This is a genomic window from Arthrobacter sp. HMSC08H08, assembly GCF_001807575.1.
GTDB lineage: Bacteria > Actinomycetota > Actinomycetes > Actinomycetales > Micrococcaceae > Pseudoglutamicibacter > Pseudoglutamicibacter albus.
In genome coordinates this window covers 1-15,781 of the sequence record NZ_KV789396.1, presented here as the reverse complement: position 1 = coordinate 15,781, position 15,781 = coordinate 1, and the positions used below count along the sequence as shown (strand labels likewise).

Below are 15,781 nucleotides of genomic sequence, written 5' to 3'. Positions count from 1 at the left end.
GTAGTCTTTCAGTTATGAGCAGTGGCATGGCTGAAGATTTCCCGGGCGAGAAGGGCACAGGCCGCCCGGGCTTGCAGGGAATAGACTCCCCGCGTGAGCAGAAAACACAGGGCGCGCAGGAGACACAGCGTACGCAGGAAACACAGGGGCTCCTGCACGGCGCTGGTTCGGGCCAGCCGCGGCCTCCGATGCGCCGGCAGCGTAAGGAACGGTATGGTTCGCGTGTTCAGTGGCTTGCCGGGTTGGCTGCGATGGTTTTGTTGACGGTGCCTTTGTCTTTGCCTACGGCGTTCATGATTGAGAAGCCAGGCCCGGTGGTGGACACGGTAGGTGAGATCGAGGGTGTCGACATCATTTCGATCGATGGGCGTAAGACGTATTCGACGGATTCTTCGCTTGCATTGACCACGGTGTCTGTCGCGGGTGGTCCGGGCCGGCAACCTACCGGCTTTGAGGCTGTTGCCGCGTGGTTTGATCCGGTGACGGATATGCAGCCGCAGGAGTTCTATTACCCTTTGGGTGTCACGTTTGAGCAGCGCAGCCAGCAGAGCGAGTTGCAGATGACGAGCTCGCAGGTCACCGCTGAGGTTGCCGCTGTTAAGCATCTGGGTATCGATTTTTCGATGGAGACTCGGATTGTTGGTTTCGCTGAACCCTTTAATGAGGGCACGTTGATGGCCAACGATGCGGTGGTTGCGGTGAACGGGAAGTCGGTTTCGAGCGTCACACAGGTTCAGAAAGCGATCCAGGCTTCGAAAGTTGGGGCTGATGGCGGTTCGGTTGAGTTGGGCATCATCCGTGAGGGCAAGAAGATGACGGTTCAAGCGCAGACCAAGGTTTCTGCGGAGACGGGTAAGCCTTCGTTGGGTGTGTTTATTTCTCCGCATCCGCGTTTCCCGTTCGAGGTTTCTTATGCGATTGAGAACATCGGCGGTTCATCTGCGGGCACGATGATGGCGCTGGGCATTATCGACAAGATGACGCCTGGTTCGTTGGCGGGGGATACGAAGGTTGCTGGCACCGGGACAATCGATATCGATGGCAAGGTCGGCCCGATCGCAGGTGTCGCTCAGAAGATTGTGGGCGCCCGGAAGGCGGGAGCGGAGGTGTTTTTGACTCCGGAACAGAATTGCGCGCAGCTGAAGGGCAGGGTTCCGGAGGGGATCAAGGCGTATTCGATGAAGACGTTGGATGACGCCGTGAAAATCCTTGAATCGGTGGCGCAGGGGAAGGAGCCCGAGGCGCCACGTTGCGGGGCTTAGCTGCCCCGTCATCTACCCTGCGGCGTGTGGGCCCTGGCACTGTTTGGCAGAATGGTAATGGATGTGTCTGATCCCGAGTTTGGTTTGGGCATCTGATCAGCTGTTCGTATTCGATTGAAGGATTGTCGTGACCTCAGGCCCCGCGTTCCCTTTCCCATCCCGTGATTCTGGCGGGGATGGTAAGAATGATTCCGGTTCACGGAACCAGAATGAGAGCCCTAAGATCCCTGCGTTGTTGCCTGCACTGATTATTGTTGCAGCGCTGGTGGGGTTGTTTATTCTTTTCGCCCATTTCTATACGGACGTGCTGTGGTTTAACCAGCTCGGTTTCGCGGACGTGTTTTGGACACGGACTCTGACGCAGGCCGCGTTGTTCGTGATTGGTGCGTTGATTACGGGTGGGGCTGTGTGGCTTCACTTGAATAATGCGTGGCGTAAGCGTCCTAAACAGTCGGGTTCGGCTGCTGGCCAGACGGTGAAGATGCTGGAAGAGACCCCGATGTTCCGCCGTTTGGGGCTGATCTTGGTTCCGGCTCTGTTAGGTGTTTTCTCGGGCATCACGTTGACCTCGGGTTGGCAGATTGTTCAGTTGTGGCTGAACCGGACTCCGTTTGGCGCCAAGGACCCTGAGTTCGGCTTGGATATCTCTTTCTTTGTGATGTCTTTGCCGTTCTTTGAGATGGTGGTTGCGTTCCTGATTTCGGTGACGCTGATCAGCGGTATCGCTGGCGTGGTGGCGCATTATTTGACAGGTGGGATTTCGTTCTCGGATTCGGGGAAGATTTCGGTGACCCGTGCGGCGGGCCTGCAGTTGGGTATTGCGGGTGCGCTGGTGCTGGTCGCATTTGGTCTGCGTTTCTGGCTTGAGTCTTACAGCACGGTTTTGAACCAGTTGGGCCGTGTCCCGGGCGCGTTGTATTCGGATGTCCACGCAGTGATCCCCACTAAGTTCATTCTTGCTGGGGCCGCGTTGATTGCTGCGGCGTTGTTCGTTGTGGCTGGTTTGCGCGGTAAGTGGCGTCTGCCGTTGATCGCGACTGCGATGTTGGCTGTTGTGGCGCTCGTTGCGGGTTTCGCTTTCCCTGCCGCACTCGAGCAGTTCAAGGTCAAGCCTTCGCAGAAGTCGATGGAGCGTCCTTATATTCAGCGCAATATTGATGCCACACGTGCAGCCTATGGCTTGGAGGACGTCAAGCTTGAGAGCTATGACGCGAAGACTCAGCCGGAGAAGAACGCGTTGACTCGCGATGTGGCGACGACTACGAATATTCGTTTGTTGGATCCGAATATTGTCTCTCCTACGTTCGCGCAGTTGCAGCAGCAGCGTGGCTATTACACGTTCCCTAACACTCTTGCGGTGGATCGTTATGAGATCGATGGTGAGCGTCAGGACACTGTGATTGCGGCGCGTGAGTTGGCTGTGAATTCGCAGACGGTGACGAACTCGTGGGTCAACCAGCACATCACGTACACGCACGGTTATGGTGTGGTTGCGGCTTATGGCAATAAGGTGTCGCAGACTGGTGACCCGCAGTTCATGTTGGAGAACATCCCGTCTGAGGGTGTTTTGGGTGATGACTCGACGTATGAGCCTCGTATTTACTTCGGTAAGTCTTCGCCGAAGTATTCGATTGTGGGTGGCCCTGAGGATTGGGAGCCTCGTGAGCTGGACCGTCCGGCGGGCTCGGATGGTCAGGGCGAGCGTCGTAACACCTTCTCGGGTGATGGTGGCCCGAACGTTGGTTCGTTCTTGAATAAGTTGTCGTATGCGATCAAGTTCGGGTCGATGGACATCATGCTTTCGGGGGATGTGAACTCGGAGTCGCAGATTCTTTATGATCGTCATCCGCAGGAGCGTGTGAAGAAGGTCGCTCCGTTCCTCACGGTTGATACCTCCGCCTACCCGGCGATCATCGATGGCCGGGTGAAGTGGATCGTGGATGCGTACACGACCACGAATAACTACCCGTATTCGACCTCGCAACAGTTGGGTGATGCGGTGCGGGACACTCTCACGCGTGGCCAGGGTGCTGGCGCGGACCAGTTCGCTGACAACGTGAACTACATCCGTAACTCGGTCAAGGCCACGGTCGATGCGTATGACGGCTCGGTTGAGTTGTATGCGTGGGAGCCGGATGAGCCGTTGTTGAAGGCTTGGTCGGGTGTGTTCCCGAACGCGATTAAGCCGATGAGCGAGATGTCTCCGAAGCTCATGGAGCATGTGCGTTATCCGGAGGACATGTTCAAGGTTCAGCGTGAGCTGCTGGGTAAGTACCACGTCCAGAAGGCTGATGACTTCTATGAGGGTAACGATGCTTGGCAGGTCCCGAATGATCCGACTGCTGGAGCGGAGAACCCACCTAAGCAGCCGCCGTACTACATGTCGTTGCGTCTGCCGGGGGAGAAAGAGGATTCGTTCTCGTTGACTTCGAGCTTCATTCCGGAGCAGTCGGCTGGTTCGAGGAACCAACGCAACGTGATGTATGGCTTCTTGGCTGCGAACGGTGATGCTGGTTCTACGCCGGGTAAGGTCAATGCTGATTACGGCAAGATCACGTTGTTGAAGTTGCCGACCCAGACTACTGTTCCTGGCCCTGGTCAGGCTCAGCAGAACTTCAACTCGAACCCGTTGATCTCTAAGGATCTGAACTTGCTTTCGGGGACGGGTGGCTCGACGAAGGTTATCAAGGGTAACTTGCTGTCCCTGCCTGTTGGTGGCGGTATTCTCTACGTCCAGCCTGTGTATGTTCAGTCCACGGGTGAGACGTCGTATCCGTCGCTGCGTAAGGTTCTGGTTTCTTACGGTAATTCGGTGGGTTACGCAGATTCGTTGTCTGAAGCCTTGGATCAGGTGTTCGGTGGCGATTCTGGTGCCCAAACCGGGGAGTCCGGCCCGATCAAGGGTGAAGACTCCGAAGGTGGCAAGGACGGTGAAGGGTCCGGCTCTGCACCGGTTGATGCCAACGCGAAACTTTCGGATGCTTTGAAGCGCGCGAATAAGGCCATCAAGGATGGCGAGGATGCGCTCGGTAAGCAGGACTTCGCGGCTTACGGTAAGGCCCAGGATGAGCTGCAGAAGGCTCTTGAAGACGCGACCGCGGCTGATGAGGAGCTGAATGGGACTGCCAACGATGCCGCTGATGCTGAGCCGGAAGGTGAGGAGCAGGGCGATGGTCAGCAAGGAGATGAGTAGCAGGATCAACAGCAGGGCGATCAGTAGTCTTGTGAAGGCTCAGCTGGCTGCCTGGGTGCACGATGCTGAGGCGTCGTTGATCTGATGCGTGGGTGGGAACTCGTGTTGAGTTCCCACCCACCGCTCGTTAGGAGTGATGAACGGCACTCGTGGATTGTTCACTTCTGATTTGCTTACACATGGTGGCTCCCCTATAGTGGAAAGCACGCCGCGGGGTGGAGCAGTTCGGTAGCTCGCCGGGCTCATAACCCGGAGGTCAGAGGTTCAAATCCTCTCCCCGCAACGAGAAAGAAGGCCCTGGACCTAATACTTAGGTCCAGGGCCTTCAGCTTTCCTGTCAGGTATTCCTGCGGCTTAGCCTATTTGCCAATGTCGTTGAGCAGGTTTCGTACCGAGTTGTTGAACGGTGTTGACAAAACGTAGCGTGGCCCAGAAATACTTGCGCGTGAGGTCACCCCGAAAACGTATCCGAGGTCTTTGGAGGTGCGCTTGCTAAGCCATGGCCCGCCGCTAGCGCCACCGCTCATCGCGCACGAGGACATTCTCATATCGTTGAGAAGCCGGTGGCGTTTGAAGGTGTTTCCATCGCAGTAGTGGGCGCGTTCCCCGTAGAACGGCTTCTCACCTGGCCAGCCCCAGATGCGGACCCCGTTCCGCCGGTGGCCCAAGTTGTAGGAGATGCCGTTTCCGCCGACGGCCTGCACTAGGGTTTTACCCCTCAGTTTGTGGACGGTGAAGAAAGCCTGGTCACGTGACGGGTCAGAGTGTTGCCTCCAGCCCTGGAAAGTGGTGGCTCGTTTCCAGTTCCACAAGCCACGCGGTGCCTTGCCGTTCCTGTAGGCCGGAGCGAACGCGATGTTGGAATGCCATCCCTTTCCTTTACCGCCGTGTACGCAGTGCCCTGCTGTAGAGACAACACTCTTGTTGGCAGTGTTAATAACTGATCCTGAGCAGGCGTAGTCTTTTCCCTTATATGTGAAAAATACTTTGCCTGCGGTAGAAGGCACTGGCGCTGAAGAAGCTCGCGCGGAATTCATCTCTGTCGAGCTAGAGTTGCTAGGCGATACCGGGTGGGAATAGTGCTCCTCTTTATTGTTTCCGGAAGCCTGCAGGTCGTCGCTAGCTGGCGCCCTCAACGGCACACTGCTTTGAGGGGCAAGGGCTGCGTTAGCGGAGGAAAAACGGTCAGCTGGAATCGCAGACCGCATCTTTTCTTCAGTCCAGTACCCAGCCGGGTCAGTCGTGGTAGCCGATGACTGAGTGCTGGCAGATGACTGAGTGTTGGCAGACGACTGAGTGCGGAGGGATGACTCAGCGTTGGCGTTGCGGTGATCCGGTGCTGTGATGGATACAGCTTGGTCGTTCTCGTTATCTAGCTGCCGTGGTGCCGCTTGAGCGGTGGCTGTTAGCGACGTTGAGAAAACGGCGGTACATAACGCGTAAATGCCTACCCGTACAAAGGGTTTTCTGTTAAACATGTTTTCCTATCCTGTGTACTGCATTCGGACAGTCTCAGAATAGCTATGAATTGTCTGTTAGAAAACTTTGAATGTACTTTGGGCGTGGCTTGAGGGTGATGATTTGAGATGATAAACCTCTGCCCGGGGCGGTGCCCCGGGCAGAAGCGGCTATGAGACCTCTCTATCAGTCCTCCGTTAGGAAACGTTCGGCGAACCTAGGCCCCGGGTTCACGAAGACCGTGCCCGGTTCAGGAGCTCGGTTCAGGCTCACTGTTGGTGTTCGCGACTGCCGTGGAGAATTCGAGCCACCGGTGCAGGGTTTCTTGCCAGTCCTGCTGCGGGAGGCGTTGCATCTCGTCAGCCAAGTTGTCCATCGATACTGAGCCGCCAGTCTCGAATTCGAGGATGTGGCCTTCTTCGGTAGTAAGTGGTGTAGCGGTGATACCGCGCGTTCCGAGCTGCTGGATCAGGAACCCGGCGGCTGTGTTGAGGATGTACTCCCTACTGATTTCTGGCTGTTCACTCATACTGTGTTCTCTCGCTTGTCTTGTGGTGTGTCTTGTGAGGGGCGCTGTGTCGTTTCGTTGGTGCCTTGTTCTATTCTGCTGGTGGGCGGTTCAACATGTAAAGCACCATTTTCGCTTTGGTTAGCGCTTTAACGGCGTGCGGTAGGCGTGTGGTGAAATGCACCATGCCGCCCGGGTGCAGGGTTACCGTTTGGTTGTCTGCAGTGATTTCTAGTTCACCTTCGAGGGCCTGCACAATCACAGGCATCGCGGCTGTGTGTTCGGATAGTTCTTCTCCTTCATCGAACGCGAACAACACCACGTTCACTCCTTCGGAGCGCATGAGCTTCGCCGAGGCAGTTGAGTTCGGAGAATACTCAATGTGCTGTGCAAGGTTGTCGATGTACCCGAGTGCAGCGGTCTGTGAAGGTGTGGATTCACTCATGGTTGGGTTCCTCTCGTGTGATGCTGACGGGCTTTCCTAGACGGGCAGGGTGAGCCGTTAGCCGATCCATCCGTGGCGGCGAGCGATCTCAGCTGCTTCGTGCTTGGATCTGGCGCCTAGCTTGATTTGAATGTTGGACAGATAGTTGCGCACGGTCCCGTCTGCGAGGTTGGCACGCACGGCGATGTCGTGGACGGGTAATCCGAGCGCGGCGAGTTCCAGAACGTCTGATTCGCGGGCAGTTAACGGTGAATCGCCTGCGGCGATCGTGTCCGCGGCAAGGGTAGGGTCGATCGCGCGCTTACCTGCGTGGATGTCGGTAATAGCGCGGACCAGATCGTCAGCCTGCGCGTTCTTCGGTAGGAATCCACGCACGCCTGCTTCGAGCGCTTTCTTGAGGTAACCGGGGCGGGCATGTGAAGTGAGGATCATCGTCGCGCCAGCAGCCCCACGAGCTATGAGCTCTTTGGCGGTCTCGATGCCGTTGATCCCACCCAGCTGGAGGTCGAGGATCGCCACATCGACCCCGTCCATGGCCTCGATGGCTTCCTCCCCGGAGGAATACTCGGCTACAACGGTGAGCTCCTCATTGAGGGAAAGTAGCGAGGCCAAAGCCGAGCGGACGAGGTCTTCGTCATCAACGAGCGCAATACGCAACATGGTCTTCTCGCCTCTGTCTCCGCCTCATCGTGGTTCGCATTAAGCATCGGTCAGTGCCCTGGCCTACTTGCCTAGGCCTACTTACCCGGGCTTATTTGAGTGGCCATGCCTCTTTCTGACGCATATGCCTATTTCCACTGTGCCGAGAGAATGAACGTATCGTCCACTGTTTTAGCTGAGAGCGTGGTGGGGGAGAGGCGGCGTTGCAAGGCAGCAAGCCCAGTCCAGCCCTGCCCAGTCCAGGCCTGCCCCGGCCTCCCTCGACGCGACTTGTTGTGCGGCATCCCGTTATTGGTGATCCTCATGCCGGCCCCGTCCACCTCGACGGTGACCTTAGTGGCGTTGGATTGTTTGAGGATGTTGGTGGTGGCTTCGCGGATGATGTACGCGGCCTCGGTCTCCTTGGATGCAGGGGGTTTCCCGTTCACGGTGACTCTGGCGCCGCTTGCTTTAAGCAAGGAGACAGCGCCGGGTAGTTCGCTAGGCCATTCGGGTTTCTGGTAGGTGGAAACCATCGCCCTCATGTCGGTCGTAGATCTGTTGGTCAGGTCCACGATGGCATCCAGCGGAGCTGAGGGGTCGGAGCCTCGTTGAACCAACTGCTTGGCCGTTTGGGCTTGCAACGAGATCGCTGCGAGGCGCTGGCCCATGACGTCGTGCAGATCGGCGGCGAACCGGAGGCGTTCCTCGGCCAGCCGCATCGTGGTTTGGGCCCGGGCTGATTCCTCCATGGTGCGCAGGATGTCTAGGTACCAGACGGAGGATTTGAAAGTGACCCACAGGGCTAACGCGTAGATGATGTAGCTGAAGTACAACGGGTTGGGGACATCGGTGATGACGGTGTAGGCGATCGCGGTGCCTACGGGGACGATTCCCGCCCACAGTGGGCCGATTGAGGTGATGAGCGACGCCGCGGTGAGGAATGAGGCTAACAGTCCGGCAGGGATCGCTTCGGGAGTGTTCGTCCATGTGAAGGCGATCGGCGCGAGCGCTATGGGTGCCAGAAGGGCAACGGCCTGGCTCCATGAGGAGCGCAGGTCGATGCCCTTCATGATCCAGGCGCAGTAGATGATGCCCGTAATCGTGGTTTGGATGCCGATGGCTGCATAGGCCGGGGCTTTCGTGACTGCTTCGGGGTGTTGCGGATAAACAAACACCCACCAGGACAAGACGGTGAGGATGGGTGCCGAGATGACGAGAGTCCACTGGAATGACCGGTAGGCGCGCCGGCTCCGGCTAACCTCGAAGGACTCAACTGGTCGAAATCGCCACATTTGCCCTCTCCTGATTTACCCTCTCCTGGACCAACGGAACTTTGTGGCCACGATCATAGCGGTTAATACTATCCAACCGACAAGGATAGCCATCGGTTTGCCGGCATCTGCGAGGTCGCCGCCGAACCAAGCGATAGACATGACGTCGGCCATCGCGGTGGTCGGGATGAACTCGGTGACCGTGGTCAGGGTGTCATTCAAGATGTTGCGCATCGGGATGAGGCCGGGCCCGAGGGTGAGCAGCATAATGACGGGCATGGAGGTGATCTGTGCGGACTCTGCGGTTCGGGTGAAGATCGTTGTTGCTAGCCCCGCTAGCAGGAACAGCACCACGGTTGCGGTGACGCACGCGGCAAGCAGAGGGATGTTGGTGGGGATGGGTAGATCGAGCACCGCGATAGAGACGGCGAACATGCCCACTGACATGATGAGGCCGAGGAAGAAACCTGGGCTGACAAGGGAAGCGAGGATGGTGCCGTCCCCGACTTCACCGGCCCTCAACCGGGTCAGCACTTGTTCTTCGCGTCGGTTCACGGCGGCTGAAAGCGTGTTGTAGTAGGACACGAATGTGAGCCCGATGGCGAGGATCAGGGCGACGAACATCCCGAGGAACTCGCCCATGCCCTCACGCTTAGCCATTTGCGTGAACATGAGAGGCACGGCGAGCGGCAGCGCGATCGCGTACATGACTTGCATGGTGTTGCGTCGTAACAGGGTGAACTCTGCCTTAGTGAGGCTGGTCCATTGGGAGAACGCGGATACGGTACGGGTTTCGGTCGTAGTCATCGTGGTCTCCGTTTCTGTTAGGCGCCCCGTGGGGCGGTTGGGTTGGTCTGTGTAGCAGCTGAATCAGCTTGTGCGGCTGAGTAGCTCGCTGGGTCGTCGGCAATGCTGAGGAATACGGATTCCAGCGAGGCGTGACGTACGTCGATGTCGGTGAGGGTGACGTCGTTGTGGCGGGCCCACACGAGCAGCTCGGTCAGATCGTGTTGCAGGTTCATGGTGCGGATCTCGGTGACGCCATCGTGGGTGGACATGTCTTCGAACCGGGGCAGGTCAGGGCGGGCGCCTACCCGGATGGTTGAATGGTGGCCGGCAACCACGTCCGAGAGTGTGCCGGAGGTTGCGATGCGTCCGCGGTGCATGATCGCGAGCCGATCGCATAGCTGCTCTGCTTCTTCTAGGTAGTGGGTCGTGATGACGATGGTGGTGCCGTTCTCGTTGACCTTACGTAGCAGGTTCCAGGCGAGCCGGCGGGACTCCGGGTCGAGGCCGGTGGTTGGTTCGTCGAGGAAGAGTAGGTGCGGCTGGCCGACGAGCGCGCAAGCAAGGTCGAGGCGGCGCCGTTCGCCGCCGGAGAGCGCCGAGACGCGGACGCCGGCGCGGTCGGTCATGTCCACCATCGCGAGCACATCGTCCACGGGGAGGGGAGTGGACAGCGTCCCGGCCCACATTGTCAGTGTCTCTTTGGTGGTGAGGTCCGGCGGGAATCCGCCTTCTTGAAGCATCACGGCCTGGTAGGGGCGGATCTTCTTGCGGTCCTTGATGGGGTCTTTACCGTAGACCCGCACCTGGCCTTGGGTGGGTTTGGCTAGCCCTTCGAGGATTTCGAGGGTCGAGGTCTTCCCCGCACCGTTGGTGCCGAGGAGCCCGAAGACTTCACCAGGGACAACATCGAGGTCAATGCCGTCCACGGCGGTGAAGTCTCCGTAGCGCCGGACGAGGTTTCTTACTTCGATGATTGAACTCATGTTTCAACCCTATGGAGGCATGCTGGCCCGCCGGTAGGGCATGCGCACACGAGAAAATATGAAGATGTGTGGGGTAGGGGATGACAAATGTCACCGGTGGCGGTGTGGTTGTTCGATACGATCAAGCTCTAGGCAGGATGTCCACGACGCGTCCGATGGCTCGCTACCGGGTGCCTCATCTGCCTGTTGTGTATGTGAAGGCTGACTAGAGGCCGGCAGAGAGTGCAGGCCATGGTTGGGGACGTGAATTACGCCGCTGAGCAGCGCGAGCGGATGCAACGGGTACAGAGGGCTAAGAATTACGCTGATTCTCTGCGCAATTCGGAACGGCCAGACACGATCATCGTGTGTGACTTTGACCGTTTCCGTATTCACGATCTAGACTCCGATGATCCGGAGAGCGGCTACGAAGAGTTCCGTTTGGAGGAACTGCCGGAGCAGTTGTATCTGCTCGATTTTCTGGTGGATCCAGAGCTGGAGCGTCGCCGGCGTGAAGAGAAGGTATCTCTTGATGCTGGCGAGCTGATCGGCAGGGTCTATGACCTTTTGCGGGCCCAATACATTGATCCGGATTCGGAAGATTCCAAGCATTCGCTCAACGTGTTGTGTGTTCGTCTGGTTTTCTTGCTTTTCGCTGAAGACGCAGGGCTTTTCGCGAAGGATGCTTTCTATAACTACCTCAAACCGATTCCTGCGGACCGTATTCGGCCGGCGTTGAAAGAGCAGAGCTTATTGCTTACCTGAGAACTAAGCCGGAGGAGCGGGATCCTTACGCTTCTGACGCGTTGAAGGCTTTCCCGTACGTGAATGGCGGGCTGTTCGAGGCGGATGTCGAGGTTCCGCAGTTCACTCAGCAGATCGTCGATGTGCTTCTGGAGGAAGTCAGTGATGGCACGGACTGGTCGCAGATCAGCCCGACTGTTTTCGGCGGTGTTTTCGAGTCCACGCTGAACCGGAAACCCGACGTTCCGGTGGGATGCATTACACGTCGCCGCAGAACATCCATAAGTTGATCGGCCCGTTGTTTTGGATGAGCTCAAGGCCGAGCTGGACGGGATTCTCACGGCACAGGGTGTGGGGGACCGTAAGCGACGTAACGATCTAAACCGGTTCCACGACAAGATCGCGTCTTTGTCGTTTTTTGAAACTTTCATTCCACGACGGATACAAATGCGCTCACCGGTCCAATCGCGGCCTTCAACGAGATCATCGGATGCACCATCGACGACCCAAAGGTCTCTCAGATAGCAAGTGATGTCGGCGCGCCTTACACAGTCTGGGAAGACGAAGAACTCCCCGACATCCACTGGATTTTCGAGGGCGAGGGCCTGGAATTTTGCTTCGATGATGAGATCCTTACAGCCATCTTCTTCCAATTCATCGCGGAAGATGTCTGGAATGTGGGCTCCTGGTCGGGGTCGCTCATTGACGGATTTGTGGCACCAGATATCACCCCAGAACAAGCCGATGCCACCTTCGGGGAACCTGAAGCTATCGGTTGCGGGAGTCCTACGTGGCGGCGCTACGAGATCGGCGACCACTTCATCCACTTCGATTTTGGTGAAGAGGGCCTACACAAGATCACCCTCCTCCTGGAAACCCCCGAAGTCCAGAAAAACTAAGCACGCGCCGTACCTGTTTCGGCTAGTCGGCCTGAGCGGCCTCCGCAGGAAGCCCCGCCAGCCAGGGGAATGTGTATCTGCTCATTCAAACCGATGGCAGCCAAACCGATGGCAGCGATGCCGAGCGTGAGGCGCAACTGGTGCTCGAAGTGGTCGAGCGGGCCGGTGGGCGGGCCGTGCTCACCACCGACCCCGAGGTAGCCGCATCACTGGTGGATGTGCGCGGGCAGGGTTTCCCGGCGCTGGATGCAATGGGTGCGGTGCTCGTTGAAGATGTTGCCGTGCCGCGCTCAAAAATGGTGGCGATGTTCGCCGAAATTGATCGCATCGCCGCGAAATATAATGTGTTTATTGCTTGCCCGTCTCATGTGGGAGATGGGAATCTGCATCCCACCTTCGTATTTGAGGGAACAGTGGATGAAGTTCCCGAATATGTTTGGGAGGCGGCAAGTGAAATGTTTCAGGCGGCACTTGCACTCGGCGGCACGCTCTCGGGCGAGCACGGCATCGGCCTGCTCAAACGCCGCTGGCTCGGCGACGAGCTGGGCGATCGGCAATATGAGTTGCAGCGGCAGATCAAGCGCGTCTTTGATCCGAAAAACATTCTCAATAGGGGGCAAGGTATTTGCTGAATAGTGACTATTGAGTGCATTTGTGAATTGTTGATGGTGCCGACTCGTTAATTTCTCATCGAACCTGAAGATAGCGAGGTAGCTGCGGGAGTACACTGAGCTTGGGCGTTATCGTCGCCGATCGGCGCGTGATCCGTGCCGACCCATCTTCCAATTAGGAGGTCGTAATGAAGGCCGCACGCTACTACGGAAATCACGACATTCGCATCGAAGACATTCCCGAGCCGAAGGTCACCCCTGGCACAGTCGGTATTGACGTTGCCTGGTGCGGTATCTGCGGCACCGACCTGCACGAATACCTCGACGGCCCCATTTTCTGCCCGCCCGCGGGGCACCCACACCCCATCTCGGGTGAAGAGTCGCCCATCACGCTCGGGCACGAAATGTCGGGCGTTGTCTACGAGGTGGGCGAGGGCGTTGAAGGACTCGAAGTTGGTGACCACGTTGTCGTGGAACCCTACATCATCGCTGACGGCGTCGACACTGGCCCCGACAGCAACGACTACCACCTGTCAAAAGACATGAACTTCATTGGCCTGGCCGGTCGCGGCGGTGGCCTGTCAGAAAAAATCGCGGTCGAGCGCCGTTGGGTGCACAAGATTTCGAAGGATATTCCCCTCGACCAGGCCGCGCTCATCGAGCCGTTCTCGGTAGCCGTGCACGCGGTTGAGCGCTCGGGTGCCAAAGCCGGCGACGTCGCTATCGTCGGCGGTGCCGGGCCGATCGGTGTGCTCTGCGGTGCTGCGCTCAAGGCCATCGGAGCCACCGTCGTGGTGTCTGAGCTGAGCGAACTGCGCCGCCAAAAGGCACTCGACTCGGGTGCCGCCGACTACGCCTTCGACCCGCGCGAGGTCGACGTGGTCGAGAAGGTGCGCGAACTCACCGACGGTAAGGGCGCGAATGTCGCCATCGAGGCCACCAGCGTGCAGGTCGTGCTTGACACTCTGATGGATGCACTGCGTCCCACCGGTGTGCTGCTGATCGTCTCGATCTGGGGCCACAAGGCCGACTTCGACATGCACAAGCTGGTCATGAAGGAGATCGACATGCGCGGTTCGATCGCGTACGTCAACACGCATCCCAAGACCATCAAGATGGTTGAGGAAGGCAAGGTCGACCTGAAGCCATTTATCACCGGCAAGATCGGCCTCGACGACCTCATCGACAAGGGCTTCGACACCCTCATCAACCGCAACGAAACCGCGGTAAAAATTTTGGTGTCGCCCTCGGGTGAGGGTCTCGAATAGTCCCAACGAAGTGCGTGCATCCTGATGCGCACGCTGAACGCCCCGCAGTTTTGCTGCTGCGGGGCGTTCGCTTTGGGTCCGGGTGGGCTGCTGGGGCTGTTTTGTGACACTAGGCTTGGAGCATGTCTGAACTGTCTTCGCGCGCATCCGCAGAAATTTAACTCGTAAACGAACACGGCACCAATAACTACGGCCCGCTGCCGGTGGTGCTCGCTGAAGGCAAGGGGCCTGGGTCACCGATGTAGACGGTAAGCGCCACCTCGACGCCGTCATGGCATACTCGGCCGCAAACTTCGGCCACTCGAACGACAAGTTCATCGATATCGCCTGCGCCCAGATGCGCAAGCTCGACGTCACGTCGCGAGCGTTCTACGCCACCGGCTTTGGCGAGTTCGCCGAGGCGATCACGAAGCTGTCAGGCCTCGACCGCGTGCTAATGATGAACACCGGCGCCGAAGCCAACGAAACCGCGATCAAAGCCGCCCGCAAGTGGGGCTACAAGGTGAAAGGCGTGGCCGCCGACCAGGCCAAAATCATTGTGATGCACGGCAACTTCCACGGCCGTACCACGACCATCATGTCGTTCAGCGATGACGAAAACGTGCGGGATGGATTCGGTCCGTTCACACCGGGATTCGTGAGCGGAAACCTATATTCAGCTGCGGAAGATGGAGAACAAGATTCTTTCCGAGCTGCATAACGATCAAACGTTGCTCGGGTTATCTGAACAGCATTCGCCGTTGAAGGTTTCCCTGAAGCAGTTTCACGGGATTGAAATTAATGATTTCGCAGTGAACGTGGCTAAGACTGCGATGTGGATCGCTGAGCTGCAGGCTAATGCTGAGGCCGAGACGGTGGTTTATAGCCAGATCGAGGACCTACCGCTACAAGACTCGGCGCACGTGGTGCACGGCAATGCGTTGCAGATCGACTGGGCTGAGGTGCTCGACCCGTGCGAGTGCAGCTGCATCATCGGCAACCCGCCGTTTGTTGGTGCGCGCTATCAGTCCAAAGAGCAGAAAGCTGATGTGCTCCGTGTATTCGGGGGAGCCCGCAACGCGGGAAACGTTCACTTCGTGGCGGCCTGGTTTATGCTCGCTGCCCGCTACATGGGAGATCATCCTGTGCGGGCAGCGTTCGTATCGACGGATTCGATCTGCCAAGGCGAGCAGGTAGCGAATGTGTGGTCGCCGATCTATGACCTGGGTGTACGTATCGACTTCGCCCACGACACGCTCCGTTGGACGACCGAATCCTCCGGTGCTGCGGCGGTGTTCGTCGTCATCGTGGGTTTCTCCAAACGCGGTGGCGCAAAGCGTCTTTACCACTATTCGACGGTGGATGCGGAGCCCGTGCTGGAACATCCGGACCAGCTGAACGCCTACCTCAAAGATGCCCCGGATGTCTTTGTATGGAGCCGTAACAAACCGCTCTCGGACGTACCGGTGGCGGGTATCGGTTCGCAACCGATCGATAACGGAAACTATCTCTTCACCGCAGGCGAGAAAAAAGCGTTCCTGGCAGCAGAGCCGAAAGCCGAGCGTTTCTTCCACCGATGGTTCGGTTCCCAAGAGTTCATTAAAGGTATCGAACGTTGGGTCATGTGGCTAGGTGAAGCCACACCAGAGGAACTCACTGCTATGCCGCGCGCTATGGAACGAGTTCAAGCGGTCCGGGAATATCGTTTGGCATCTTCGCGCGAAGCGTCCTGGGTTTAGTTCCTACCTCA

General features: G+C 57.8%; 15 protein-coding genes, 1 tRNA gene and 1 pseudogene. 10 read left to right on the top strand and 7 right to left on the bottom strand.

Translation table 11 applies throughout. The features are described 5' to 3' along the window. The first annotated feature begins 26 nt into the window (after positions 1-26). The 3 genes from HMPREF3175_RS06840 (at position 27) to HMPREF3175_RS06830 (ending at position 4,738) form a co-directional block, all read left to right on the top strand. Positions 27-1,262: a YlbL family protein gene (locus HMPREF3175_RS06840; protein WP_176745142.1), complete on the top strand. Its 1,236-nt coding sequence runs from the start codon at positions 27-29 to the stop codon at positions 1,260-1,262. Positions 1,263-1,389: 127 nt separating this feature from the next. Then, a complete protein-coding gene (locus tag HMPREF3175_RS06835; RefSeq protein WP_083289476.1) occupies positions 1,390-4,455 on the top strand; it encodes a UPF0182 family membrane protein in 3,066 nt (1,021 codons plus the stop codon). Positions 4,456-4,664: 209 nt separating this feature from the next. Continuing rightward, positions 4,665-4,738: transfer RNA gene (locus HMPREF3175_RS06830), tRNA-Met, on the top strand. Between the two features lie 76 nt (positions 4,739-4,814). Here the strand turns inward: HMPREF3175_RS06830 and HMPREF3175_RS06825 are convergent. The 7 genes from HMPREF3175_RS06825 to HMPREF3175_RS06795 form a co-directional block, all read right to left on the bottom strand. Then, complete coding sequence (locus HMPREF3175_RS06825; RefSeq protein WP_141742490.1) at positions 4,815-5,267, bottom strand: trypsin-like serine peptidase; 453 nt, start codon at positions 5,265-5,267, stop codon at positions 4,815-4,817. 896 nt (positions 5,268-6,163) lie between these two features. Continuing rightward, complete coding sequence (locus HMPREF3175_RS06820; protein WP_070491443.1) at positions 6,164-6,442, bottom strand: hypothetical protein; 279 nt, start codon at positions 6,440-6,442, stop codon at positions 6,164-6,166. Positions 6,443-6,512: 70 nt separating this feature from the next. Continuing rightward, a complete protein-coding gene (locus tag HMPREF3175_RS06815; protein WP_070491441.1) occupies positions 6,513-6,866 on the bottom strand; it encodes a cupin domain-containing protein in 354 nt (117 codons plus the stop codon). Between the two features lie 57 nt (positions 6,867-6,923). Continuing rightward, complete coding sequence (locus tag HMPREF3175_RS06810) at positions 6,924-7,526, bottom strand: response regulator transcription factor (RefSeq protein WP_070491439.1); 603 nt, start codon at positions 7,524-7,526, stop codon at positions 6,924-6,926. A gap of 128 nt (positions 7,527-7,654) precedes the next feature. After that, positions 7,655-8,800, bottom strand: a complete 1,146-nt coding sequence (locus HMPREF3175_RS06805) for a sensor histidine kinase (RefSeq protein WP_070491437.1) — start codon at positions 8,798-8,800, stop codon at positions 7,655-7,657. A 15-nt stretch (positions 8,801-8,815) separates the two neighbouring features. Then, positions 8,816-9,586, bottom strand: coding sequence for an ABC transporter permease (locus tag HMPREF3175_RS06800; RefSeq protein WP_070491435.1), 771 nt, complete (start codon positions 9,584-9,586; stop codon positions 8,816-8,818). A 17-nt stretch (positions 9,587-9,603) separates the two neighbouring features. After that, complete coding sequence (locus HMPREF3175_RS06795) at positions 9,604-10,551, bottom strand: ABC transporter ATP-binding protein (RefSeq protein ID WP_070491433.1); 948 nt, start codon at positions 10,549-10,551, stop codon at positions 9,604-9,606. 231 nt (positions 10,552-10,782) lie between these two features. On the opposite strand from HMPREF3175_RS06795, the gene HMPREF3175_RS10325 reads away from it, so the two are divergent. The 7 genes and pseudogenes from HMPREF3175_RS10325 to HMPREF3175_RS06760 all read left to right on the top strand — a co-directional run bounded on the left by HMPREF3175_RS10325 (position 10,783) and on the right by HMPREF3175_RS06760 (position 15,770). Next, a complete protein-coding gene (locus HMPREF3175_RS10325; protein WP_070491431.1) occupies positions 10,783-11,295 on the top strand; it encodes a type IIL restriction-modification enzyme MmeI in 513 nt (170 codons plus the stop codon). Between the two features lie 41 nt (positions 11,296-11,336). Continuing rightward, positions 11,337-11,564 (top strand): type IIL restriction-modification enzyme MmeI, encoded by a 228-nt coding sequence (locus tag HMPREF3175_RS10320; protein WP_070491429.1) that lies wholly within the window; start codon positions 11,337-11,339, stop codon positions 11,562-11,564. A 423-nt stretch (positions 11,565-11,987) separates the two neighbouring features. Next, the gene (locus tag HMPREF3175_RS06780; RefSeq protein WP_141739817.1) at positions 11,988-12,173 is read left to right on the top strand and encodes a hypothetical protein; all 186 of its coding nucleotides are present in this window, start codon (positions 11,988-11,990) and stop codon (positions 12,171-12,173) included. A gap of 65 nt (positions 12,174-12,238) precedes the next feature. Then, positions 12,239-12,805: pseudogene (locus tag HMPREF3175_RS06775) on the top strand (FAD-binding oxidoreductase); the annotation flags it as partial. A 167-nt stretch (positions 12,806-12,972) separates the two neighbouring features. Next, entirely contained in the window at positions 12,973-14,052 is a 1,080-nt protein-coding gene (locus HMPREF3175_RS06770; protein ID WP_070491423.1) for a 2,3-butanediol dehydrogenase, read from the top strand. A gap of 271 nt (positions 14,053-14,323) precedes the next feature. Then, positions 14,324-14,752, top strand: coding sequence for an aminotransferase class III-fold pyridoxal phosphate-dependent enzyme (locus tag HMPREF3175_RS06765; RefSeq protein ID WP_070491421.1), 429 nt, complete (start codon positions 14,324-14,326; stop codon positions 14,750-14,752). Further along, positions 14,721-15,770: a class I SAM-dependent DNA methyltransferase gene (locus HMPREF3175_RS06760; protein ID WP_176745141.1), complete on the top strand. Its 1,050-nt coding sequence runs from the start codon at positions 14,721-14,723 to the stop codon at positions 15,768-15,770. The genes HMPREF3175_RS06765 and HMPREF3175_RS06760 overlap by 32 nt, the downstream gene beginning before the upstream one ends. The last annotated feature ends 11 nt before the right edge of the window (positions 15,771-15,781 follow it).